We start from the raw sequence: 23,990 nt of genomic DNA, 5'->3' as shown, positions 1-23,990 counted from the left end.
CTCATTACTCCTACAGGGTCATGGAAAGGCGATGATGAAGCATTAACTATTCTTCATCATCGTACTGAGCATAAAACTCAGGGGATAGATTACTAAAGCGGGTATATTGGCCTTCAAAGGCAAGTCGCACGGTACCAATAGGTCCGTTACGCTGTTTACCAATAATGATTTCCGCTGTGCCTGCTTCTTTGGACTCTTTGTTATAGACTTCGTCACGGTAAATGAACATGATTAAGTCGGCATCCTGCTCGATCGCACCAGATTCACGTAAATCCGACATTACGGGGCGCTTGTTGGGACGGTTCTCAAGAGAACGGTTAAGCTGAGATAGTGCGATCACAGGGCACATCATTTCTTTGGCTAGGGCTTTTAAGCTTCGTGAAATTTCCGAAATCTCGCCTACGCGGTTATCACCCATGCCAGGCACTTTCATCAACTGTAAATAGTCGACCATGATACAGCCCAATTTACCATCGTGCTGTTTCGCAATACGACGTGCACGCGCACGAACTTCTGTTGGGGGAAGTGCAGAGGAGTCATCAATATAGAGCTTTTTTTCTTGCAGTTGCAAAATAGTGCCCGTAACTTTAGACCATTCATCCCCATCAAGTTTGCCCGCACGCAAATGCCCTTGATGCACTTTCCCATAAGAAGAAATCAAACGCATAGCAATCGAATCTGCTGGCATTTCCATGGAATAAACCAGAGCAGGTAAGTCATTATTAAATAGCACACTTTCCACTAAATTCATTGCAAAGGTGGTTTTACCCATTGAGGGACGTGCTGCGACAATGATCAAGTCTCCTGCTTGCATACCTGATGTTTTATTGTCTAGTTCAACAAAACCTGTGGTTAAACCAGTGATGCTACCTTCCATCTGAGACAGTTCATTTAACTTATCAAAAACATCTGCTACAACGGTGTTGATAGCTTTCGGGCCTTGTGCCTTCGCATTGTTATTGTGTTGCTCAGCCAATGAGAAAATATTGGTTTCTGCCAAATCTAAAATTTCACTGACACTACGACCTTTGGTGTCATAGGCATTTTGTAGAATCTCAGAGCTGACTTTAATCATGCTGCGTAAAGTTGAAAACTCTTTAATCTTGGTGGCATAAGTTTCCATGTTATAGAAACTGGAAGGGGAGTCTGCCATCAGTTGCATTAGATATTCTTCACCGCCTACAGCATCGAGTAGGTTTTGTGTGGTGAGCCAATCATGCACTAAAACAGCGTCATAGGGGGAGCTGTCTTTAGAAAGTTGTGCAATTGCACGGAAAATATACTTGTGGCGTGTTGCATAGAAGTCATTTTCAGTAAGTACATCGCCGACTTGTTCAAAGGACTCAGCAACCGTCATTAGCGCGGCAAGAACAGCTTGCTCTAATGCTAAATTGTGCGGAGGCGTGCGGAATTCTTTCAGTTGCCCTGACTCATTCGGTTTATTGTCTTGTTTCGATGAGCTCTTTTGAGCAGTGGCAGTCGCCTGTGACATATAACGCCCTGATTTTTAATGCAGTAAATGTTGAAACAAAAGTCAATTTCACTGAAATTTTTTTTAAAACTTTCAGTTGATCAGCAATATGCACTTTACCAAAAAATGTGCGTGCTGTGTGTTGAATTGAAAAACTGTGTTATGGATAAAAACCATCATGTTAAAAATGGATTTTGGAAGCCTAAATAGGACTGTGTAAAAAATGGCTTTTTGATAGAGATAAAAAAAGAGCATGCCAAGGCATGCTCTTTTTTTTGCAAGAAATTACTCAGATACGATAGTAACGAGAACTTCAGCAACAACATCATGGTGCAATTGGATTGCGATGTTGAATTCGCCAGTGTGACGAAGTGCACCGTTCGGTAAACGAACTTCTGCACGGTCAACTGTAAGACCAGCATTTGTTAATGCGTCAGCGATGTCACGAGTACCGATAGAACCGAATAGTTTACCTTCGTCACCAGCTTTAGCAGTGATCACGATGTTAACTTCGTTCAATTGGTCAGCACGTGCTTGAGCAGCAGCTAAAATTTCAGCTTCTTGTTTCTCAAGTTCAGCACGACGAGCTTCAAAAGCAGCAGTGTTAGCTTCAGTAGCTGCAACTGCTTGACCTTGAGGGATAAGGTAGTTACGGCCGTAACCAGCTTTAACTGAAACTTTATCGCCTAATTTACCAAGGTTTTTAATGCGTTGTAATAAGATAATATCCACAGCTCAACCTCACTTATGATTGTCAGTGTAAGGGATCAAAGACAAGTAGCGAGCTTGTTTAATAGCAAGCGCTAATTGACGTTGGTAACGAGCTTTAGTACCTGTAATACGGCTAGGAACAATCTTGCCGTTTTCAGTGATGTACTGTTTTAAAGTGTCGATATCTTTGTAGTCGATGTACGTAACGTTCTCAGCTGTAAAGCGGCAGAACTTGCGACGACGGTAAAAACGTGCCATTGATGTTCTCCTTATGCTTCAGCAGAGTCTTGAGCTTGTTGTGCTTCTTCACGTTGAGCTTTACGCGCACGTTTTTCTTCAGCACTCTTAGCCAATAGTGACTCTTCAGTGATAGCGTTTTCACGACGGATGATTAAGCTACGAATAATTGCATCGTTGTAACGGAACAATTCTTCCAACTCATCAAGAGTAGTTTGACCACACTCAACATTCATAAGAATGTAGTGAGCTTTGTGGATCTTGTTGATTGGGTAAGCCAATTGACGACGGCCCCAGTCTTCAAGACGGTGGATTTGACCTTCAGCTTCTTTGATGTGAGTTAGGTAACGTTCTACCATACCCACAACTTGATCGCTTTGATCTGGGTGTACCAGAAGTACGATTTCGTAGTGACGCATTGTCAGCTCCTTACGGATTATACAGCCCCTAACATAATTGTTAGAAGCAAGGAGTCACAACCAAGGTTGTGTCGCATTAGATGCGAAGGGGGAATTTTAGAGACTTTGCTCGCCAAATTCAAGGACTTCTCTTAAAAAGCCCTAATTATTTTGAGGTTTTGAGCGTAAAAGGAAGACCACATAACCTTTAAAGTTTGTATCATTCGCAAGCTTTGGCGGGCTTCGCCACTCACCGTGTTGAACGATGCCAATTTTATAAGGAAGTTTCAGTGCTGAAACTTTCTTTAGATAAGCTGCATAATTGGGTATGGTCGTTGAGCCTTGATAAGTTTGGATAACCAACTCATTGATGGTGTTATTGAGGAGCTTTAACGTCTCCTGATTTGTGACATTGGTCCAGTCCATTAAACCTGTGATACTGAGTTGATAGTGCTGAGGCAATTGTTTTCTTAATTGGCTTAAAAATAGGGCATATTGGTGAATGTGTTTGGTTTTGGCATCGAAATCAATTTGTATGCCTTGAATATGATTCCCTGCATTTTCCCATTGCTGAACGCGTTTTAAAATTTGTGTAAGCTCATGGCCTTGCCAGTTTAAATGATAATTACGAAAAACCAGCCACACCTTTTGTTGAGGAATATTTAAAACCTGCACCCCTTGTGGAATGAGGTATGAATGATGAGTTTGCGGATGTAGACGAACTTCACCCTGTAATATATAAATTTCTTTGGCTGTTTTGAGATAAGGGGCTGATGAAATGTTGCCCCAAACCCAAAATGAATCATAGTCTTCGGCATTTACTTGACCAGATGTTAATGTTGAAGCTGACTGACTTGGCTGACAAGCCATGATGCCCAACATACAGATCAACATTAGGCCAAATGAAAAAAACTGCTTTATCATGAATCTTACCAGTAATACTTTAAAGATTGTGCCCAAGAGGTATTTGGATAGTCTTGTTTCATTTGATCGAACCATTGTTTACGGGTGGATTTAGCAACTTCTGCATCCTGACAGTCATTCATTCCGCTTGGTGAATAACACATGATTGAGCGATAAAGTGCATAAGCTTTTAAATCGGGTATAGAACTGGATTTGATAATGTCTTTATACACTTGGCCACGGGTAAAAATTGTACCTTGGAAGCGAGCGGTTTCTTTTTCTAAAGCGGTGACATAAGTGATGTTGTAGCCTTGAGGCGAGCGTGCATATTCACCCAGACACAGTTGGAGTTTTAAATCTTGAGGTGAATTTTCCAGTTTTTGAGTCAGGTTGAATAAGTCAGGGCATTGAATCTGCGCAGTGATTTTTGTTCCTGTCCAAATGAAATCACTGAAGGGTGGCTGATTTTTATAGTTCGTATATGTTTCCGAATCATATTTATACTTTGCTGCATCTTGTGGTAGCAGTACAAAGCCTTGATTAAACAGCTTATAGTTTTGATGAATTAATGATTTTTGCAAAGCTTTATACAAGGCTAAATTTTTTTGGTCAGTACTTGATGTTTTAGTCTGAATGATGTGCATTAAGCTTTTTTCATTGGCTTCATTTTCAATAAAGCTTTTTTGCAATGAAGCTTGTTTGATTTTAGCATCTGCGCTGATAAAAGCGCTGGCATTTTGCTGTTGGGCATAATGTGGATACAACATCAGCTCAAATAAACCACGCTGTTCGATTGTTTTAGCTCGGTCTAACCAATTTTCCCAATATTGCTGGGCATTTTGAGTTTGTCCGAGTTTTTCTAAAATACGACCTTTTAACAGTATTTGACTGAGTTGCAGGTAACTATTGGTTGAATTTGAGGAGTGTTCTGGCAAATATTTTAAAGCTTCGGCTGGCTTGTTCTGTACAAAGAATAAGTGATTGGCTTGTAGGTATTGGAACAGTTCTGGCTGACTCTTAAATCGTGTTTTTTGGTTGTTGAGTTCAGACCAGCTCAAGACTTTATCTTCTGCCGATGTTGCCTGACGCATTTGCATTAAATCTGAAATGGCTAGAAAGAAGGGATCTTTTAAATTTTTTGCATTGAATGAGCGGCTTTAAAAAACATGGCGATCCATTTCGAAAACTAGATTATCGAGTTCTAAATTATAGTATTTCGACTCTGGATGATTGATTTGCCATGCGAGTTCGTTGGTTAAGAGTTCGGTATTGCCACTTAGCCAATAACAACGACGCAGCAAACCACGTGTGCTGGCTACATATTTTCCATTGGGAAAACGCTTGAAATATGTAGTGATATGCTCATAGGTGTTTTTGAGTAAAGTCTGATCTACTTTATCTATTTTTAAGTCACCATATTTACCAACTCCAGATTGGTAGCTTTCATTGAGACTGCTACGAATCAACATATATTGAGAGGTTTCTTGGATCCAAGGATGATCAACCGTAGTTAATACTGAGTAAATTTTAGTTGCTATGGAAAAGTTACTATTGTAAAAGGCAATGGTTGCATTTAAATAAGACGCATATTGACGTGCTTGAATTGACCAGTTCGGATTAACTTGAATGAGGGCTAGATCACGGTCACAGGCCGAGATATTTTGTCTTTCTTGAATCAGTAAATTTTTTTCCGCTTTGCTGAGATTTTTGTCGGCTTGTACCTGCTGTGTAAATTGATCCGCACCATTGTCTAAACTAGAGCAATGTTCTTGGTAGGGTGTCTTTTCATTACTTGGTTTTAAGCGAGCATTGGGGCGTTTATTGGTTACACTTTCAAACAGTGTTTTAGCCGCAAATGGTACGTTGCTATATTCGGTTTCCCAAAGCGGGCTATTGGGCTGATTAAAATTCAATTTGGCCAACCCCATGTCGCTCAGGAGTAGAAGCATATTGGTTTGGTTGTCATTGGCAGGCGTGAGTGCTGGTAAATTGTCACAGGCTGTATAGGCATTGGTTTGGATGTTGGTCGATGGGTAGCAAGAAACATCAAAACCAGAAAAACTGTGCGTGCTATAAGCAAGACTGATAGGAAACAAACCAATAAAAATAGATTTTTTTAAGAATTGTGATGGCATTTTGATTGCAGTGCATGAGTTATTGTTGTGCCTGCTATAGTAACAATTTGAAGATTAGACTTAAATATTAAATAAGTTGAAATAAAAAAAGATAGAGAGAACTCTATCTTTTTTAAAACAGTGGCAAATGTGGAGCAGGTGAGACGTAGCTAAAACTAAAACTAAAACTTAATGCGGTAATTAAAATCACTGAATATAAGAAATAGCGTTTCGCCCATAATTGATCATCTTCGGCTTTAAAACCAATCAGTGATAAATACACCCAATAAGCACAAAGTGCATTAAAAGTGATGAGGAAAAACACATTGGTATAGCCAAAACAATACAAACCATTTAACACCGCAGCAAATAGCAAGACATAAATCAAGCTTTCAACTTTTGTACGAAAAATTGAACGTGCGACAGGTAAAATTGGAATGCCTGCATTTTTATAGTCATTAAAGCGGTATACCGCAATTCCCCATGAATGAGGCATTTGCCAAAGTGCATATGCTAAGAAAATTAGTAATGCGGCAACATCAAATTCATTGGTCACAGCTGTATAACCGATCACTGGTGGACTAGCACCAGAAATACTTCCAATCACGGTTTGGTGAATAGATGTACGTTTGCTCCATAGACTATAAAAAATCACATAAACCACGAAACCAAGTACAGCAAAGCCAAAGGCATAGGCATTTACAAAGAACCAGAGTAGGGCAAAGCCCAATATTCCGAGCGCAGCAGAAAATGCTAGAGCAACGGAAGGACTGATGGTTTTTTTAACTAATGCACGGTTCATCGTCCGTTCCATCTTTTGATCAATATCTTGATCAATGACGTTATTGACGACACAGCCAGAAGCAACAACTAATGTTGTACCAAGTAGTGTGATGATAAGAAGAAGGAAATCTACAGACCCCTGAGCGGCTAAAAAGAAGCCGCCCAGAGTGGTAACGAAGTTACCAAAGAGAATTCCTGGTTTAGTCAGGAATAAATACTTTTTCAGCATGACAACCAGTTTAGATCATCATGTTGTAGTGTAAGTAGTTCATAATCCATACAGAGCCAACCAGAAGTACGGCAATACAAAGTACTGTATAGATAAATGCAATCACGTTCCAACGTTGCTCTGAAGATGAGTTCATGTGCAAGAAGTAAACTAATTGAACAAGAACCTGAGCAGCCGCTGTAATTGCAATAACAGTCATCAAAATACCACGGCCAAAACCGCCAGTCATAACCATACCGAATGGAATTACGGTGAGGATAACTGAAAGGATGAAACCAATCGTATATTGCTTCGTGTTACCGTGTGAAGCACCAGCAGAGTTATGATCGTGACTCATTATAGAACTCCCATCAAGTAAACTACGCTGAATACACAGATCCAAACGATGTCAAGGAAGTGCCAGAACAAGCTTAGGCAAGCAAGGCGGCGCGTGTTTGGAAGAGTCAAACCATTTTTCTTGATTTGAATCATTAACACGATCATCCAGACTAAGCCAGAAGTTACGTGAATACCGTGCGTACCTACTAAAGTAAAGAACGACGATAAGAACGCACTCACGCTTGGACCATGGCCAGCATGAACTAAGTGATGAAACTCATATAGTTCCATACCGATGAATGAAGCACCGAATAACCAAGTGATCGCTAACCAAGCTAACACTTGGTTGACGTTCTTTTTGTATGCAGCAAGAACCGCAAAACCAAAAGTCACAGAAGAGATCAAGAGAGCAAAAGTTTCAGTTAAAACGAAACCTAAAGACTCACCAAATAGTTCTTTTGCACTTGGTGTACCCATAGGTACATGGCTACTTAATACAGCGAATGCAATGAAGAGTGTACCGAATAAGATCAAGTCACTCATCAAATAAGTCCAAAAACCAAAGACGGTGATATCCGTATCATCGTGGTGATGATGCTCATCGTGTCCGTGGTTTTCGTGATGAAGTACGTCAGCCATTGTCTTAGTCCTTCTTCAAGTGTTTTTCAAGAATCGCGTAACGTTCATTCTCAATACGCTCAACTTCAGCAGCAGGAACATAGTAGTCCACCTTCTTCGTGAATGAAGAAGTGATGAAGCTGATAATAGCAGCGATGAAAGTCACAGCAACCAACCACCAGATATGCCAGATTAAGCCAAAGCCCATCACAGTAATGAACATTGCAATAACAAAGCCGGCAGCACGATTCGTTGGCATGTGGATGTCTTCGTACGACGTTGGTTTCGCATAAGCCACACCGTTTTCTTTGTCATTCCAGAAGGTATCAATACCATTGATCTTTGGAACATGAGCAAAGTTATAGAACGGAGCAGGAGACGAAGTCGCCCATTCAAGCGTACGAGAATCCCATGGATCGCCTGTAAGGTCGAGATGGTCGTTGCGTTGTAGGAAACCAACAACAATTTGCATAATGAAACATGCAATACCAAGCGCGACTAAAATTGAACCGAAGAATGCAATAGCGATGTACGGGTCCCATTCTGGGTTGTCATAAGTGTTCAAACGACGAGTCATACCCATGAAACCAAGGATATAAAGCGGCATGAACGCAAAATAGAAACCAAAGAACCAGAACCAGAACGCAGCTTTACCCCAAGCTTCATTGAGCTTCCAACCAAACATTTTTGGCCAGTAGAAAATGATACCTGCGAACATTGCGAATACTACACCACCAATAATTACGTTATGGAAGTGAGCGATAAGGAATAACGAGTTATGTACCAAGAAGTCCGCTGGTGGAACTGCCATTAATACACCTGTTAAACCACCGATACCGAAAGTCACAAGGAAGCCAAGTGTCCATAGCATTGGTGTTGTGAAGCTGATACGACCCTTATACATGGTGAATAACCAAGAGAAGATCTTCACACCAGTAGGAATCGCAATCACCATGGTCATGATACCAAAGAACGCGTTCACGTTGGCACCAGCACCCATAGTAAAGAAGTGGTGAACCCATACCACGAACGCAAGTACTGTGATCGCGATAGTTGCATACACCATTGATTTGTAACCGAACAACGTTTTACGAGAGAACGTCGCTACAACTTCTGAGTAAATACCAAATGCTGGTAATACTAAGATGTAAACTTCTGGGTGACCCCATGTCCAAATCAAGTTTACGTACAACATTGGGCTACCACCCATGTCGTTTGTAAAGAAGTGGAAACCGAAGTAACGGTCAAGCGTTAACATTGCAATGGTTGCTGTTAACACTGGGAATGACGCAATGATCAATACTGCTGTACACAAAGATGTCCAAGTAAAGATCGGCATGTCCATAAGCGACATACCAGGCGCACGCATTTTAATGATGGTAACGAAGAAGTTAACACCTGTTAAGAGCGTACCTAAACCGGAAATCTGAAGTGCCCAGATATAGTAATCCACACCCACACCTGGAGAGTATTCGATACCTGAAAGAGGAGGGTATGCCATCCAACCTGTAGCAGCGAATTCACCAATTGCAAGAGATGCCATCATCAAACCAACAGCACCAGCAAATAACCAGAAGCTGAGTGAGTTCAATAATGGGAAGGCAACGTCACGTGCACCAATTTGAAGAGGTACAGAGATGTTCATTAAGCCTACAACAAGACCCATTGCTACGAAGAAGATCATGATCACACCGTGAGCGGTGAAGATCTGATCGTAGTGTTCTGGGTGTAAATAACCTTCACCGCCACCACGAGCGAGGAAAAGTTGTAAACGCATCATAAATGCATCAGCAAAACCACGCACAAGCATGATGATTGATACAATTAGATACATAATACCAATTTTTTTATGGTCTACCGATGTGAACCATTCGTTCCACAAGTAGCTCCATTTTTTAAAGTAGGTAACACCAGCAACAACTGCGATGCCACCTAAGATCATCATTGCAACTGTTACCAGTACAATTGGATCATACGGAATAGCGTCCGGACCTAACTTACCTAAGAAGCTCATGTCTTATTCCCCTACAACTGATGAAGCAGGTTCAACTGCGGCATGTGCTTCAGAAGCAGCAGCCCCGTGAGCACCCGCAGTTGCTGAATGATCAGCACCGTGATAGTTGCTCATGTATTTGTTGATCACTGATTCAAACAAGCCTTGCTCTACAGAAGAGTAGTAAGTCACTGGATGTGGCTTAGTTGGGTAAGGCTTCATTGCTTCAGCAGCAGCCTTCTCTTCAGGAGTTTTTGCTTTTGCAATTAAAGCTTCAATTTGATGCTTACCACGGTTACCGTCACGTAAAGATGCAAATTCAGACTGATCTAAAATTGTTTTTTGTACAGCTTTTGGATTAATGCTTGTACCGTTACCTGCTTTAATAGCAGCAACCCATTCAGCGAATTGAGCGTCTGTTAAAGAGTGAGCACGGAAGCGCATTTGCGAGAAGCCATAACCTGAATAGTTTGAAGAGAAACCGCGGTAGCCTTCAGCTGGGCTAGTTCCATCTGCTAACAAATTCAAGTGAGTCTGCATACCTGCCATTGCGTAAATTTGACCGCCTAACGAAGGGATGAAGAATGAGTTCATCGTAAAGTTAGAAGTTAATTTAAGTGCAATTGGAGTCTTTTCAGGGAAACGAATTTCGTTAACCGTAGCAATATTAAGATCAGGATAAATGAAGATCCATTTAAACTGTTCTGCAATGACTTGAACATTTACAGGTGCTTTATCGGATTCGATAGGGCGGTAAGGGTCATACTTGTGTGAACCCCACCAAGTTAACCACGCCAGAATACCAATAATAATGACAGGAATACCCCAAACTACAATTTCAATTGTAGTAGAGTGTGCCCATGTAGGTTTATAGTCTGCATCTTTATTCGACGCGCGATATTTCCAACCAAACCATAATGCCATAATGATTGATGGAATAACCACCAACAGCATTAAATAGATCGCAGTCATCATTAAGTCAGATTGACCTTGTGCAACTGGACCTTTCGAGTTTAGAAGTACCATATCACCGCCACACCCAGTCAAGAGCGCGGCAATCGTAGATAAAGACAATACAGCTAAAATCGTTTGTCTCATTTTACAACCTCGGTGAAGAGTCCCATTCCCTAATAAAATTGGGATAGCGATTAAAGTGTCGCATGATTGAAAAGTTTCTTTTTAAGACTAAAAACACTTCTCAATCATAAGACACCGCTACGTTGTAGGGCATTATGCCTCATATCGACAAACTAAGCTATACGTAAAGATGCTTTAAATGACTGTTATAAAAACCGATTTTTTTACTCGGAATTGGGTGTTTTTCCTTAGAGATTTATATTGAATATCAATATACTGCGGAAAATAGAGGTGTGCTAAACCTCAGTCCGAATATGCCCAAATTATTGCTTAATAACCTTGGTTTTAGCCAGCTTATCGTGCAAAGTTTGACGCTTTGCGCTTAAACCAAAGACGTGATCGACGATCGTGATGAATGGCATAAATAGCATGTTGAGCACAATAAAGACAACACTGCGTAATGTGAATACACGCATTAAACTAACTTTTTCGTTGGTTTCAATATCTACAATTTTAATTTTGGTGATTTTTTTGCCAATACTTTGACCGTTTTTTGCCAAGAAAAAGGCTTGAATACCAAGCATGATCAGCAAGTAAATCCCCATGCTTGTCCAAGCTTCAGTGGGAATCAATTGAAATAGTTGCGCTTGCAGTTCACTGGCTTGAGTTGCCGTTGTAGCTGCTTGCATTTTCTGCTGAATTTCGGTGAGTTCACCGAACTGATCGGCTTGCAAGAAAAACGAGGGAATGGCAGCTGCAGGTAACCATAATAATAAATCAATGACTTTCGCCAAAACGCGAGTACCAATAGAGGCAAGTTCAGGTTGAACCGCTTTTGCAGTCGTACGGTTCTGCTGTGCGAATTGGTTTGTCAGCTGTACTGGTTCAGGAATAGGAGGCTGAGCTTGATAGCCTGCAGGTTCATAGGCCAGTTTTCCTTGGGTGAGTTCACCTAAAGCTTTCCATTCAGGCATACCTTGATGCCAAACTAAATCCGTTAATAAAACTTGTTGGCTTGCGAGCATCTGATTCAGTTGCTCTAAGGTATATGGACCGGCTTGTTGATTATTTCGTGCCAAGTAAATCTGCATATAAACTTAATCTCAAAATATAAATTGGGATGTCAAAATAATAGATGTATTTGTTTTCAAATTAAAAACAAATAGAAAAATCTTATGTTAAAACTTGTGGATAGTCTGGGAAAATTCAAGATGAAATTAACCAAAGATACACAAAACTTATGACAGTGTAGCAAGGAATGAGCCGCTTCTTCTAGTTTTATCGCAATACGATCTTTGCTAAATCAAGATGTTGATATATGAATGCTGAATTTAGCTGAAGCTTTGTATAAAGGGGCTTATTTTAATGACGACACCTAAAAGTAGTCGGCATAAAAAAAGACCCGTGAAAGGGTCTTTTTTTATCGCATCAAAAAATTAAGATTTTTGAACTTTTTCTGCTGCAAGGAAGAACCATGTGTCTAATACTGAGTCAGGATTTAGTGATACAGATTCGATGCCTTGTTCCATGAGCCATTGCGCAAGATCTGGGTGATCTGAAGGACCTTGGCCACAGATACCCACATATTTACCTGCTTTGCGACATGCATGAATTGCCATAGATAGAAGCGCTTTAACAGCTGGATCACGTTCATCAAATAGGTGAGATACGATACCAGAGTCACGATCTAGACCGAGTGTTAACTGGGTTAAGTCGTTAGAACCGATAGAGAAGCCATCGAAGTGTTCAAGGAACTGTTCAGCCAATAATGCGTTCGTTGGTAACTCACACATCATGATCACTTTCAGACCATTTTCACCACGTTTCAGGCCGTTTAACGCCAATAATTCGATGACACGTTTCGCTTCGTGTACAGTACGGACGAAAGGAATCATGATTTGAATGTTGGTTAAACCCATTTCGTCACGTGCTTTTTTCAACGCGCGACATTCTAACTCGAAGCAGTCACGGAAGTTGTCAGATACATAACGGCTTGCACCACGGAAGCCCAACATTGGGTTTTCTTCTTCAGGCTCGTATAATTTACCACCGATCAAGTTTGCATATTCATTTGACTTAAAGTCAGACATACGAACAATCACAGGCTTGTCTGCAAATGCAGCAGCGAGGGTAGAAATACCTTCAACTAGTTTTTCAACATAGAATTCGATTGGAGATGCATAACCCGCAGTACGCGCCATGACCGCAGCACGTGTTTCACGTGGCAAGCTGTCAATGTTCAACAATGCTTTAGGGTGGACACCGATCATACGGTTAATGATGAACTCAAGACGCGCAAGACCAATCCCTTCATTTGGAATTTGTGCAAAGTCAAATGCACGGTCAGGGTTACCAACGTTCATCATTACTTTGAATGGAAGTGCTGGCATAGATTCAATTGAATTGGTTTGAATCTCGAAGTCTAGTGAACCTTCATAGATGAAACCTGTATCACCTTCAGCGCATGAAACAGTCACTTCTTGACTGTCTACTAGAACTTCAGTTGCATTACCACAACCCACGATTGCTGGAACACCCAGTTCACGCGCAATAATTGCAGCGTGACAAGTACGACCACCACGGTTAGTGACAATTGCAGCAGCACGTTTCATTACTGGTTCCCAGTCTGGGTCAGTCATGTCTGATACAAGAACGTCACCGTCTTGTACTTTGTCCATTTCTTTAATAGACGTAACAATACGTACTTTACCAGAACCGATACGTTGACCAATTGAACGACCTTCACAAATTACTGTACCTTTTTGTTTCAAAAGGTAGCGTTCCATTGTGCCGACGTTTTCACGGCTCTTCACTGTTTCAGGGCGTGCTTGAACGATATAAATTTGACCGTCATCACCATCTTTTGCCCATTCGATGTCCATTGGAGAACCGTAATGGTTTTCAATGATGAGCGCTTGTTTTGCAAGTTCTTGAAGTTCGTGGTCGTTCAATGCAAATTGTTGACGCTCTTGCTTTTCAACATCAACCACAACAACTGATTTACCCGCAGATGCTTCTTCGCCATAAATCATTTTTTGGTGTTTAGAGCCCAAATTACGACGTAATACAGCGTGTTTGCCTGCATTTAAAAGTGGTTTAGAGAGGTAGAATTCGTCAGGGTTGACTGCACCTTGAACAACCATTTCACCCAAACCATAAGAAGCAGTGATGAAGACGACATCACGGAAACCAGATTCAGTATCAAGAGTGAACATTACACCTGCTGCACCCGTTTCAGAACGAACCATACGTTGAATGCCAGCAGATAAAGCCACCACATCATGCGCAAAATTTTGGTGTACGCGATAAGAGATTGCACGGTCGTTATACAGTGATGCAAACACTTCTTTGATCGCGATCAAAACGTTGTCGATACCGCGAATGTTTAAGAAAGTTTCTTGTTGGCCTGCGAAAGACGCATCTGGTAAATCTTCTGCTGTTGCAGAAGAACGAACGGCAACCGCGATGTCAGGGTTGCCGTTTGAAAGTTCTTCAAATGCTTTACGAACTTCTTTTTCTAGTTCTGTTGTAAGTGGAGTGTCAACAATCCATTGGCGAATTTTAGCACCTGTTTCAGCCAAAGCATTTACATCATCAACATTGAGTGTTTTTAGCTCTGCATTGATTTTAGCGTTTAGGCCGCTTTGCTCGAGAAATTCACGATATGCCTGAGCTGTAGTAGCAAAGCCACCTGGTACAGATACACCTGCATTTGATAGGTGGCTGATCATTTCACCTAGAGATGAGTTTTTCCCACCTACGAGTTCAACGTCGTGTTTCCCTAATTTTTCTAGACCAATTACGCGCGCTTCCAAAGTTGTTACTCCACTTTTGCAGTATTTAATCACTATCTTGGCATCAGATTATAACAAATCTACTTAGCTTTTTGATTTTACTAAGCGACAGTCATGTAAGATCGGTTTACTATAAAGATTATATAGCACTAAGACAAATGTTTAAGGAGAATTTTAATGTCAGAAAGTAAACAGTTTAAGCGGAGTGTTTTTTTTATTTCAGATGGCACTGCAATTACCGCAGAAACCCTTGGGCACTCTCTATTGGCGCAGTTTCCAAATGTTGACTTTGACATTCATATTATTCCTTATATTAGTTCAGAAGAAGCTGCGACCAATGTTGTAGCTGAGATTAATCAAAGAGCATTACAAGATGGTCAAAAACCATTGGTGTTTGACACATTGGTTGACCCGTATGTGCGGGATATTATTAATACTGCAAATGCAGTAAATCTTGATGTATTTGAGGGGCTTATAAGTAAGTTGTCTGAAGAGTTAGGCACTCCACCTACAACTTTAGTCGGACAGACCCATGCGGTGACTGATTCTGAGTCTTATAAAGCGCGTATTGATGCGGTGCATTTTGCCTTAGATAACGATGATGGCGCACGTACACGTCACTATGACAAGGCCGATTTGATTTTGATTGGGGTTTCACGTTCGGGGAAAACACCGACCTCGATTTACTTGTCATTACAGTTTGGAATTCGTGTTGCTAATTACCCACTGACTGAAGAAGACTTAGATGATAACCGCTTACCTGCAGTACTTCGAGCGCATAAGCATAAGCTGTTTGGTTTAATGATTGATGCTGAACGTTTGGTTGCCATTCGCTCTGAACGTAAGGCGAATAGTCGCTATGCAAGCTTTAGTCAATGCCAAATGGAACTACGCGCCATTGAAGGGATCTATATTTCTGAGGGGATTAAATATTTAAATGTCTCTGAAATGTCAATTGAGGAAATTTCTACTCGTGTACTCCAAATGACGGGTCTAAAACGTCGCATTGGTTGATATCGAGATGACAGTATAAAGGGTCATCGTGGTGATGCTTTATACTGTTTATTAATTTCGCTATAAATAGAAAAATATAGATCAGATTATATGAAAATAATATCAAAATGCATTTTTAGTCTTATTTTGTTCAGTTCTTTTAATATGACAGTTTATGCGGAAAATATATCCATTCAGCAGTCCGAACAAGTGATTATTTTAAAATATGCGGCACTGGATTTTTATGAAGTCAATCAAAAAATCGAACAGGATATTGTCGATTTAATCCAGAAAAATACTGCAAGCTATGCTTATTCTTTCCCCAAATTAACTGAAGATCTTAGACTAAAGATTAATAGCTCACCTGATCGACTGCTTAAATTCTATACCTTTGATGTGGGCGGTGGTGGCACTATGGGTGAATTTTCATCCTATGTACAGATGAAATCGAGACCGTCTAGCAAGCTTCAAGCGATCAATACGGGCTATATTTTAAATATTGATCAAGTGAAAATGGGGACGCAACCGATTTACTTGGTGCAAAGCTATTACAAAGGGGATAGTTGCCACGGTCTATATCAAATTCAAGCCTTTAAAATGCATGCTCAAGCTTTGACACCAGCCCCAATTTTTCAGACGAAAAATAAGAAGCAGTTGAGTTCGATAGAAGTGGATTATGACTGTCATTATGATGAAGCGCGTCAAGGTTCGTATATTCGGGTTTCGAAAGATTTAAAGTATGTTGATATCAAATTACTGAATAAAAATAGTCAGCCAACAGGTCAGTATTTGCGCTATGCACGTGGAAAGTCAGCTTTTCAATATCAAGGTGTAGTGAATTAAAGAGGGCAAGCTAAAATGCTTACCCACGTGATGTCTAGTGTGTATAGGTGGTAATAATCACATCAACTGGATGTTCTGCACCATCAAGACTCTGGATATCATGTTCTCGAATTTTCACAATTGGCCAAGTCACCAATTTACAGTTTTCACGCTGTAAAGCATGGTAGTAGAAATCGGACTTAAAGAATTTGAGTTTATTGGCAGCAGTATTAGGCTTAAGTTGGTGTCTGAGCCACGGGTCAGCAACTTGGGTTTCTAAAAAACGTAAAGCCAATAGGCATTTAATACGGGTACTAAATAATCGGCGGTTTTTAATGACTAATGGATGCTGGATTAAGCGCTGAACCCCGCGTTCTGTTTTGGGTAAAATGAAGTGAGGTTCATTTTGAAAAACACGAACAGATTGTGCCACCTGACAGATTGACTCAAGTCCACTTACCGTGTGCTGATTGGTGCCAATAATCGCAACACGTTGTTGGTTAAAATCATGCTGTTTAATGTCTGATGATGCAATCAGTTGACCTCTGAAATGCTGAAAATATTCGGGATGGTTTTGAAATAAACCCGATAGGCTATCTGTTGGATGTAAATTAACCATGCTCGATCCTTAATTGTTTTTTTAGTTTTTCCTTAATCTTTTATTTTTAGTGTTTTTACTCTAAAAAGGCAAAATGATTAACTGTCTGAGCAGTCACGTTAACTTTAGTCTAAGGAGATAACTTATTTTGATTATGCTTTTAAGGATGGACAGAGATGCAAAGGGTTAGTATTCATTTTGCCCAATGAATGTCGATAGAACAGTCATTGGGCAAATAGGTTCACGTCCGCTTAGCTATTTTTGATCTGCATTAAACGTTCAAAGTTTTCTAAACGTTTCTCTGTATCATAGATGTCACAAGTGAAAATAAATTCATCGACATCATATTCTAAAAGAAGTTGTTTCAAGCCTTCTTTTACGGTGCCATTGGAACCAATTTGTGCCATAGCATAAAAACTGTCTACGGACATTTTTTCCGCAGCTGACCAAAGGCCGTCCATGCTTTCAATAGGTGCTTTTAACTTTAAGCTTTGACCGCGCATCAGACCTAAAACACGTTGATAGGCACTTGTTGCCAAGAACTCCGCTTCAGCATCAGTTTCAGCAACGACCGTAGGGACACCCATCGACACATAAGGTTTTGATAAGTATTCAGAAGGTTCAAAGTTTTCACGATAGAGCTGAATCGCTTGTTTCAGCATGCGCGGTGCAAAGTGTGATGCGAATGAGTAGGGAAGACCGAGTTTTGCTGCGAGTTGTGCGCTAAATAAACTTGAACCGAGTAACCATACGGGCACATGAGTCCCTTGTCCTGGCGTTGCAACAATACGTTGATTCGGTTCAGCATCTTTAAAGTAATGCAGAATTTCTAAGACATCTTGTGGGAATTGTTCTTCAGTTTCTTGACGACCACGACGAAGTGCGCGCATGGTGACTTGGTCTGTACCGGGTGCGCGACCTAAACCTAACTCAACACGGTGCGGGTAGAGTGTAGCAAGTGTACCGAATTGTTCTGCTACCACAAGTGGCGCATGGTTTGGGAGCATAATGCCACCTGAGCCGACTTTTAAAGTTGAGGTATTCGCGAGTAAATAGCCGAGTAGCACCGCAGTAGCAGAGCTGGCAATACCATCCATATTATGATGTTCTGCAAGCCAAAGTCGGCTATAGCCTAAACGTTCAGCTTGTTGGGCCAATTTTAAGCTATGCTGTAGGGTGAGTTGTACAGTTTGATCTTCGCGGACAGGAGCTAATTCTAAAATAGAAAATTGAGTTTCGGACAATGTGCGCATTCGGCTTCTCAAATTTGCGGTGTATATCGAAATAATACGATATAAGCAGGGTTTTGTATATCGTTTTTATTCGATATATTTTGTCTGCACGATAAATCAGTCGCTAATATGTTGAATTGCAACAGTGATAAATTTAATACAACCATTAAAAATGAATGAGAAGATCATATTCAAATTGTGCTGCTGATCGGTTGTACTTTAGCTTTCTGAGACAGCGATTATTTCTTAAATAAAAAAACACCCGAAGGTGCTTTTTATTTGGAAATTTTTATAGATGACTTAACGTTTACCGTTTTTGTACCAGCCCAAGTGCCGACCATTGTCACCACGGTAGTCGCGATCATTGTATTTATAGTTATTGTAGCGGTAACCACGGTTGTTATCACGACGGTCATAACGATCATTATAGCGACGGTCATCTTCATCATCGTAACGGCGGTCTTCTGAGACTTTTTTACCGAGAACGGCACCACCTGCTGAACCTAAGCCCGCACCAATATAACCACCATTGGTACCACCCATGTTTTTACCTACTGTATAACCACCTGCACCGCCAAGTGCTGCACCAATGATTGCGCCATTACGGTCACGTTTGTTGGCTGAAGCAGCTGCACCTGCACCACCGCCAATGGCAGAACCAATCATAGCACCAGTTTGTCCACCCATTTGGTTACCAATTGCGGCACCGACTACACCACCAAGCGCAGAAGTCAGTGCTGTATTCGTACTATTGCCTGCGTATGTAGTCGTCATTGTTAATGCAGAAGTTGCAATTACAGTACTCATTAAAATTGATTTGATTTTCATTTTTAGACTCCTAAGAGTATGTTCATTTCGTCTTGATTTCACTTTAGCGAAACATATAGGAAGAATAATGAAGAGAAACTTTATCAAAATTGTTGCTTTGGTAAATGCTATGTAACGACTCTTCGTATTTTCTACCAGTTTAGCTCTGTGGAATTACGTCTTGATCTGTGCCATAAAAAAGCACCCGAAGGTGCTTTCTATGACATCTTTACAATGCTGTAAATTAATGGTGTTTACGGTGTTTCTTTTTCCATTTTTTTCCATGGTAAGAGCTGGTTTGTTTGTCTTTTGAGATTTTATTCCCTAGTGCTGCACCACCTGCTGCACCTAATGCCGAACCGACATAACCACCGTTGGTACCACCCATGCTTTTACCTACGGTATAACCCGCACCACCACCGATGGCACCGCCAATAGCAGATTCCGTACGATTACGTTTGTCACTTGCAACAGCTGCACCACCTGCGCCACCCAGTGCTGCACCAATGGTTGCACCAGTGTTACCGCCCATGTTTTTCCCAATTGCAGTCCCTGCAACACTACCTAAAGCACTTGCAGCAGCAACGCGGGTTGTATTATCTGCATACGCAGTTGCAGTAAACATGGATGCTGTCGCTAATGTTGCTGACATTAAGAGTGTATTTAGTTTCATGTGTTTCTCCATGTCCAACATTGGTTGAACTGTCGTATTTATTTCGATGGCGCTAATGTAACAAAAAGATTCTAGTTAATTGTGAAGAGTTGAAACCAAATTGAAACCCGTTGGTTTCTTGTTTGTATCAGTTTTATTACAAATGTGAATAATGCGAATGAAATTTATCCAGACTCGTGCAAATGTGGATAAACCTAGGAGTGATGTAATTCGCACTCTGCGTCATAGACGAATGAAGTGCTATTAAAAGTAGTTGGAGTGGGTGTAGATCATTATTTTAATTTTTAACGTCAATGGCTGAACCTATTTTCAAAAATATACAAATTCGATTTAGCTTATATGGAGTAAAAATCAGTCCATATTGAATAAAGATGTTCTTTGGGCGATAGAGTCGTTAAACTAAGCGCAAATTTTTTGGTGCTGTGAAACTGTATTGCAGCCTTTATATTGAGATATTTTCCTAATGAAAGAATCGTTACGTTTACGATTAGATCAACTTTCTGACCGTCACGAAGAATTAACAGCATTACTTGCAGATGTAGAAGTGATTTCAGATAACAAGCGTTTCCGCCAACTGTCACGTGAACATAGTGATTTGACTGAAATTACAGAAGTTTGGACCAAGTACAAACAAGCGGAAGCAGACATTGAAACGGCTGAAGCGATGTTGTCAGATCCTGACTTTAAGGAAATGGCGCAGGAAGAGATTAAAGAAAATAAAGCCATTATTGAGTCTCTAGAAGCTGATTTAAATATTTTAATGATTCCGAAAGATCCAAATGATGCCAATTCTGCATATTTGGAAATTCGAGCGGGTACAGGCGGTGATGAAGCCGCTATCTTCTCGGGTGACTTATACCGCATGTACACCAAGTACGCTGAATCACAAGGCTGGCGTATTGAGGTGTTGTCTGAAAATGAAGGCGAACACGGTGGTTATAAAGAAATCATTTGCTTGGTGAATGGTGAGGGCGTTTACGGCCGCTTGAAGTTTGAAAGTGGCGCGCACCGCGTACAACGCGTACCTGCAACGGAGTCTCAAGGACGCGTGCATACTTCGGCGTGTACTGTTGCGATTTTGCCTGAAATTGATGTTGATACAACGGTCGAGATTAATGCATCAGACTTACGTATTGATACCTACCGTGCCTCAGGTGCGGGTGGTCAGCACATCAACAAAACCGATTCGGCTGTGCGTATTACCCATATTCCAACAGGAACGGTGGTGGAATGTCAGGAGGAGCGTTCACAGCATAAAAACAAAGCTAAAGCCATGGCTTTACTTGCTTCACGTTTGGAAAATGCAAAACGTGCAGCAGCTGATGCAGCAACGTCTGAAATGCGCCGTGACTTGGTCGGCTCGGGTGATCGTTCAGAGCGTATCCGTACCTATAACTATCCGCAAGGTCGTATGACCGATCACCGTATTAACTTAACTTTATACAAGTTAGATGCGGTTATGGAAGGCGATTTAACTGAACTATTAGATAGCTTACACCGCGAATACCAAGCAGATCAGCTTGCGATGCTTGCACAGCAGAATGGTGGATAATGAATATTGCCCAGGCTTTGGCTTTACGTGGTGAAGCTGAGAGTTACGAACGTCAAGAAAATGCATGGTTGCTGGAACACATTACCAAAATTGATTCTTTTGATTTGGTTATGAAAAAAGACCAAGTGCTGACCGATGAGCAAGAGCAAGCCTATGTTGCAGCACTTGCGCGAATCGAAGCAGGAGAGCCTTTGGCTTATGTGACAGGTTCACAGCCATTTTGGACGCTGGATCTGATTGTCACTCCTGATACCTTAGTGCCACGTCCAGATACCGAGGTACTGGTTGAAACTGTACTACGTTTAGACTTACCTGAAGATGCGCGCATTGTCGACTTAGGTACGGGGACGGGTGCGGTTGCGCTTTCATTGGCCAGTGAACGGGACACGTGGGACATCACGGCGACCGATATTTATGAGCCGACTTTAGCCGTTGCTCAGCAAAATGCAGAAAAACATGACTTAAATGATGTGACTTTTGTGTGTGGTAGTTGGTTTGCACCGCTGAATCGAAAGTTTTTTGATGTGATTGTATCGAACCCGCCATATATTGATGCTGATGATACACACATGCAAGACTTAGCAACTGAACCTGAACGTGCCTTGGTTGCTGCGGATCATGGTTTGGCTGATTTAAAAGTCATTATCCAGCAAGGCAAAAAGCATTTAACCCTCGATGGCTGGGTGGTACTTGAACATGGTTATGATCAAGCCGACGCTGTACAGAAAATCTTTAAAGAAGCGGGCTATAAGCAAGTCCGTACGGTAAAAGATTATGGTGGGAATGACCGCGTCACTTTAGGGCAGTGGACACAATAATTTCATTGTTCCCTTCAAAATAAAAGCGCAATTGATGCGCTTTTATTTTTTCTACCTTATGTTCCAAATACGTCACGCCAACGCAGTAGCCAAGTCTCGATGGCTTTCATGATGCCATCGCTGAATTTTCCAAGTACGGCTAAAAGAATAATTGCTAAGATCACAATATCGGGACGCGAAGTTTCTCGTCCATCACTCAGTAAGTAACCAATGCCTTGTGTCGCTGCAATCAGTTCTGCTGCAATCATAAACATCCATGCCAAACTTAAACTGTTGCGTAGTCCCGTTAAAATTCCCGGAGACGACGCAGGCAAAATAATCTGTTGTACCTGCTGCCAGTATTTCAGTCGATAGACTTGCGCGACTTCGATGAGTTTTCGGTCAACACCTTTAATCGCTGCGACCGTGTTGGTATAGGTCGGAAAAAATGCGCCAATCGCAATCAGGGTGATTTTTGATGCTTCATCTATTCCCAACCACAGTAAAAGTAGAGGAATCCACGCTAAGCTTGGGATGGATTTAATCGCTGAAAAACTGGGTTCTAAAAATGCTTCAACCTGTTTGTTGAGTCCGACCAAAATCGCACAAATTAATGCCAGAACACTGCCAATAAAAAAGCCTAAGAATACCCGCCATGTACTGGTCCAGACATGCATCCATAAATCTGCCTGCCATAAATCTAGAAAGGTTTGCCATAAACTACTGGGTGCAGGCAATAAATAAGGTTCAATAAAACCTGCACGGACCAGATATTCACAAGCAATCAGTAAGAGCACTGGAAGGGTGATCGCTTTGAGAGCACGCTTCAATTTCAACTGAAATGAGGAACCCTTTTTCACTTCAATAGGGGTGAAAGAGCTCGCGACTGACTTGGTCATTATTTGCTTACAACCTTTTGTGCATATTGTGGCTTAAACAACTGAGTCACGACTTGATTGACATTGGTGCCTTTACGGACTAAGTCTTCTTCATTCAAAATACTGCCAGACTTTTGTAATGCGGCAATCTGTTTGGCTGACGGAATGTTTTGATCAAAGTTGGTACGGCTTAATTGTAATTTTGCGACATTCAACGGAAGTTTGGACTCGCGTGCCAATAACTCCGCCAGTTTCTCTGGATTAGCTTTGGCCCACTTACGTGCTTGTTCATAGGCTTTAATCACCGCTTCAATGGCTTCGGGGCTTTGCTGAGTAAAAGACTCTTTGACACTGAGCACGCTATAACTATTAAACCCAATATTTCGATACAGTAGTTTTGCGCCAGATTGCACTTGTGCCGAAGCCATCAGTGGATCTAGGCCTGCCCAAGCATCGACTTGACCACGTTCTAAAGCTGTTTTGCCATCTGGATGTTGTAAATGGACCAGTTGCACGTCGCGTTTATTTAGACCCACTGTATCCAATGCTTGTAGGGTAAACAGAAATGGATCTGTACCTTTAGTTGCTGCAATTTTCTTTCCTTTTAAGTCTTTTAAACTTTTAATCTGGGAGTTTTTAGCAACCACCAAAGCGGTCCATTCAGGTTGGCTCTGGATATAAACGGTATTAATTGGACTGCCGTTGGCACGACTGAGCACGGCTGCAAGCCCTGCGGTTGAAGCAAAATCGACACTGCCGCTATTTAAATATTCCAGAGAACGGTTACTGCCTTGGCTAAACACCCATTTAATTTCAGTCTTAGGTAAGGCTTTTTCTAACAATTTCTGCTCTTTCACCACAAGACTGGTTGGCGCGTAATAGGCATAATCGAGTTTGAGTGTGTTTGGAATAGCGGCATGGGCATAAGAGCCGATCAGACCTAAAATCAGTGAAGTGCTCAGTAGTTTAAAGTTTTTCATGTTGCATCATTT

At 41.2% G+C, this 23,990-nt stretch carries 22 protein-coding genes and 1 pseudogene; 4 read left to right on the top strand and 19 right to left on the bottom strand.

The window, feature by feature from the left end:
• Positions 1-46: 46 nt before the first annotated feature.
• The 13 genes and pseudogenes from dnaB to ppsA form a co-directional block, all read right to left on the bottom strand.
• A complete protein-coding gene (gene dnaB / locus B9T36_RS01010) occupies positions 47-1,492 on the bottom strand; it encodes a replicative DNA helicase (protein WP_086207737.1) in 1,446 nt (481 codons plus the stop codon).
• 264 nt (positions 1,493-1,756) lie between these two features.
• A complete protein-coding gene (gene rplI, locus B9T36_RS01005; protein WP_086207736.1) occupies positions 1,757-2,203 on the bottom strand; it encodes a 50S ribosomal protein L9 in 447 nt (148 codons plus the stop codon).
• A 9-nt stretch (positions 2,204-2,212) separates the two neighbouring features.
• On the bottom strand, positions 2,213-2,440 hold the full coding sequence (gene rpsR, locus B9T36_RS01000; protein WP_004278792.1) for a 30S ribosomal protein S18: 228 nt from the start codon (positions 2,438-2,440) through the stop codon (positions 2,213-2,215).
• An 11-nt stretch (positions 2,441-2,451) separates the two neighbouring features.
• Entirely contained in the window at positions 2,452-2,838 is a 387-nt protein-coding gene (gene rpsF, locus B9T36_RS00995; RefSeq protein WP_004696436.1) for a 30S ribosomal protein S6, read from the bottom strand.
• 141 nt (positions 2,839-2,979) lie between these two features.
• Positions 2,980-3,741, bottom strand: coding sequence for a DUF3142 domain-containing protein (locus B9T36_RS00990; RefSeq protein ID WP_086207735.1), 762 nt, complete (start codon positions 3,739-3,741; stop codon positions 2,980-2,982).
• Between the two features lie 5 nt (positions 3,742-3,746).
• Positions 3,747-5,855, bottom strand: a pseudogene (locus B9T36_RS00985) (hypothetical protein).
• Between the two features lie 112 nt (positions 5,856-5,967).
• The gene (gene cyoE, locus B9T36_RS00980) at positions 5,968-6,846 is read right to left on the bottom strand and encodes a heme o synthase (RefSeq protein ID WP_086207734.1); all 879 of its coding nucleotides are present in this window, start codon (positions 6,844-6,846) and stop codon (positions 5,968-5,970) included.
• Positions 6,847-6,856: 10 nt separating this feature from the next.
• Positions 6,857-7,186 (bottom strand): cytochrome o ubiquinol oxidase subunit IV, encoded by a 330-nt coding sequence (locus B9T36_RS00975; protein ID WP_171264398.1) that lies wholly within the window; start codon positions 7,184-7,186, stop codon positions 6,857-6,859.
• Complete coding sequence (gene cyoC, locus B9T36_RS00970) at positions 7,183-7,803, bottom strand: cytochrome o ubiquinol oxidase subunit III (RefSeq protein WP_086207732.1); 621 nt, start codon at positions 7,801-7,803, stop codon at positions 7,183-7,185. The genes B9T36_RS00975 and cyoC overlap by 4 nt, the downstream gene beginning before the upstream one ends.
• A 4-nt stretch (positions 7,804-7,807) precedes the next feature.
• Positions 7,808-9,796: a cytochrome o ubiquinol oxidase subunit I gene (gene cyoB / locus B9T36_RS00965; RefSeq protein ID WP_086207731.1), complete on the bottom strand. Its 1,989-nt coding sequence runs from the start codon at positions 9,794-9,796 to the stop codon at positions 7,808-7,810.
• Between the two features lie 3 nt (positions 9,797-9,799).
• A complete protein-coding gene (cyoA, locus tag B9T36_RS00960) occupies positions 9,800-10,873 on the bottom strand; it encodes a ubiquinol oxidase subunit II (RefSeq protein ID WP_086207730.1) in 1,074 nt (357 codons plus the stop codon).
• A gap of 302 nt (positions 10,874-11,175) precedes the next feature.
• Entirely contained in the window at positions 11,176-11,943 is a 768-nt protein-coding gene (locus tag B9T36_RS00955) for an RDD family protein (RefSeq protein ID WP_086207729.1), read from the bottom strand.
• Between the two features lie 345 nt (positions 11,944-12,288).
• A complete protein-coding gene (gene ppsA, locus B9T36_RS00950; protein WP_086207728.1) occupies positions 12,289-14,667 on the bottom strand; it encodes a phosphoenolpyruvate synthase in 2,379 nt (792 codons plus the stop codon).
• A 156-nt stretch (positions 14,668-14,823) separates the two neighbouring features.
• Here ppsA and B9T36_RS00945 point away from each other — a divergent pair, with 156 nt between their 5' ends.
• On the top strand, positions 14,824-15,660 hold the full coding sequence (locus B9T36_RS00945) for a pyruvate, water dikinase regulatory protein (RefSeq protein WP_086207727.1): 837 nt from the start codon (positions 14,824-14,826) through the stop codon (positions 15,658-15,660).
• Positions 15,661-15,804: 144 nt separating this feature from the next.
• Positions 15,805-16,482: a hypothetical protein gene (locus B9T36_RS00940; RefSeq protein WP_228146948.1), complete on the top strand. Its 678-nt coding sequence runs from the start codon at positions 15,805-15,807 to the stop codon at positions 16,480-16,482.
• A 34-nt stretch (positions 16,483-16,516) separates the two neighbouring features.
• Here the strand turns inward: B9T36_RS00940 and B9T36_RS00935 are convergent, their stop codons facing one another.
• The 4 genes from B9T36_RS00935 to B9T36_RS00920 all read right to left on the bottom strand — a co-directional run bounded on the left by B9T36_RS00935 (position 16,517) and on the right by B9T36_RS00920 (position 19,771).
• Complete coding sequence (locus B9T36_RS00935; protein WP_086207725.1) at positions 16,517-17,080, bottom strand: flavoprotein; 564 nt, start codon at positions 17,078-17,080, stop codon at positions 16,517-16,519.
• 230 nt (positions 17,081-17,310) lie between these two features.
• On the bottom strand, positions 17,311-18,312 hold the full coding sequence (locus B9T36_RS00930) for an LLM class flavin-dependent oxidoreductase (protein WP_086207724.1): 1,002 nt from the start codon (positions 18,310-18,312) through the stop codon (positions 17,311-17,313).
• Between the two features lie 279 nt (positions 18,313-18,591).
• Positions 18,592-19,119, bottom strand: coding sequence for a hypothetical protein (locus B9T36_RS00925; RefSeq protein WP_086207723.1), 528 nt, complete (start codon positions 19,117-19,119; stop codon positions 18,592-18,594).
• A gap of 223 nt (positions 19,120-19,342) precedes the next feature.
• Entirely contained in the window at positions 19,343-19,771 is a 429-nt protein-coding gene (locus tag B9T36_RS00920; protein ID WP_086207722.1) for a glycine zipper domain-containing protein, read from the bottom strand.
• A 463-nt stretch (positions 19,772-20,234) separates the two neighbouring features.
• On the opposite strand from B9T36_RS00920, the gene prfA reads away from it, so the two are divergent.
• Positions 20,235-21,323, top strand: coding sequence for a peptide chain release factor 1 (gene prfA, locus B9T36_RS00915; protein ID WP_086207721.1), 1,089 nt, complete (start codon positions 20,235-20,237; stop codon positions 21,321-21,323).
• Entirely contained in the window at positions 21,323-22,141 is an 819-nt protein-coding gene (prmC, locus tag B9T36_RS00910) for a peptide chain release factor N(5)-glutamine methyltransferase (protein ID WP_086207720.1), read from the top strand. Before prfA ends, prmC begins: the two co-directional genes overlap by 1 nt.
• 56 nt (positions 22,142-22,197) lie before the next feature.
• Here the strand turns inward: prmC and B9T36_RS00905 are convergent, their stop codons facing one another.
• Both B9T36_RS00905 and B9T36_RS00900 read right to left on the bottom strand, forming a co-directional pair.
• Positions 22,198-23,019, bottom strand: a complete 822-nt coding sequence (locus B9T36_RS00905) for an ABC transporter permease (RefSeq protein WP_139841333.1) — start codon at positions 23,017-23,019, stop codon at positions 22,198-22,200.
• Positions 23,019-23,978, bottom strand: a complete 960-nt coding sequence (locus B9T36_RS00900; protein ID WP_119062899.1) for an aliphatic sulfonate ABC transporter substrate-binding protein — start codon at positions 23,976-23,978, stop codon at positions 23,019-23,021. The genes B9T36_RS00905 and B9T36_RS00900 overlap by 1 nt, the downstream gene beginning before the upstream one ends.
• Positions 23,979-23,990 lie beyond the last annotated feature (12 nt).

It is taken from the genome of Acinetobacter sp. ANC 4204, assembly GCF_002135205.1.
GTDB lineage: Bacteria > Pseudomonadota > Gammaproteobacteria > Pseudomonadales > Moraxellaceae > Acinetobacter.
The sequence above is the reverse complement of the archived record's forward strand: the minus strand, read 5'-3'. Positions and strand labels throughout refer to the sequence as shown.

What these genes read in the sequence shown, in the direction of transcription:
- B9T36_RS00945 (WP_086207727.1), top strand. Translation starts at nt 14,824, where the DNA reads ATGTCAGAAAGTAAACAGTTTAAGCGGAGTGTTTTTTTTATTTCAGAT.
- B9T36_RS00900 (WP_119062899.1), bottom strand. Translation starts at nt 23,978, where the DNA reads ATGAAAAACTTTAAACTACTGAGCACTTCACTGATTTTAGGTCTGATC.
- cyoA (WP_086207730.1), bottom strand. Translation starts at nt 10,873, where the DNA reads ATGAGACAAACGATTTTAGCTGTATTGTCTTTATCTACGATTGCCGCG.
- rpsR (WP_004278792.1), bottom strand. Translation starts at nt 2,440, where the DNA reads ATGGCACGTTTTTACCGTCGTCGCAAGTTCTGCCGCTTTACAGCTGAG.
- B9T36_RS00905 (WP_139841333.1), bottom strand. Translation starts at nt 23,019, where the DNA reads ATGACCAAGTCAGTCGCGAGCTCTTTCACCCCTATTGAAGTGAAAAAG.
- B9T36_RS00940 (WP_228146948.1), top strand. Translation starts at nt 15,805, where the DNA reads ATGACAGTTTATGCGGAAAATATATCCATTCAGCAGTCCGAACAAGTG.
- prfA (WP_086207721.1), top strand. Translation starts at nt 20,235, where the DNA reads ATGAAAGAATCGTTACGTTTACGATTAGATCAACTTTCTGACCGTCAC.
- B9T36_RS00935 (WP_086207725.1), bottom strand. Translation starts at nt 17,080, where the DNA reads ATGGTTAATTTACATCCAACAGATAGCCTATCGGGTTTATTTCAAAAC.
- B9T36_RS00955 (WP_086207729.1), bottom strand. Translation starts at nt 11,943, where the DNA reads ATGCAGATTTACTTGGCACGAAATAATCAACAAGCCGGTCCATATACC.
- B9T36_RS00930 (WP_086207724.1), bottom strand. Translation starts at nt 18,312, where the DNA reads ATGCGCACATTGTCCGAAACTCAATTTTCTATTTTAGAATTAGCTCCT.
- B9T36_RS00920 (WP_086207722.1), bottom strand. Translation starts at nt 19,771, where the DNA reads ATGAAACTAAATACACTCTTAATGTCAGCAACATTAGCGACAGCATCC.
- B9T36_RS00925 (WP_086207723.1), bottom strand. Translation starts at nt 19,119, where the DNA reads ATGAAAATCAAATCAATTTTAATGAGTACTGTAATTGCAACTTCTGCA.
- rpsF (WP_004696436.1), bottom strand. Translation starts at nt 2,838, where the DNA reads ATGCGTCACTACGAAATCGTACTTCTGGTACACCCAGATCAAAGCGAT.
- prmC (WP_086207720.1), top strand. Translation starts at nt 21,323, where the DNA reads ATGAATATTGCCCAGGCTTTGGCTTTACGTGGTGAAGCTGAGAGTTAC.
- dnaB (WP_086207737.1), bottom strand. Translation starts at nt 1,492, where the DNA reads ATGTCACAGGCGACTGCCACTGCTCAAAAGAGCTCATCGAAACAAGAC.
- B9T36_RS00990 (WP_086207735.1), bottom strand. Translation starts at nt 3,741, where the DNA reads ATGATAAAGCAGTTTTTTTCATTTGGCCTAATGTTGATCTGTATGTTG.
- cyoE (WP_086207734.1), bottom strand. Translation starts at nt 6,846, where the DNA reads ATGCTGAAAAAGTATTTATTCCTGACTAAACCAGGAATTCTCTTTGGT.
- cyoB (WP_086207731.1), bottom strand. Translation starts at nt 9,796, where the DNA reads ATGAGCTTCTTAGGTAAGTTAGGTCCGGACGCTATTCCGTATGATCCA.
- cyoC (WP_086207732.1), bottom strand. Translation starts at nt 7,803, where the DNA reads ATGGCTGACGTACTTCATCACGAAAACCACGGACACGATGAGCATCAT.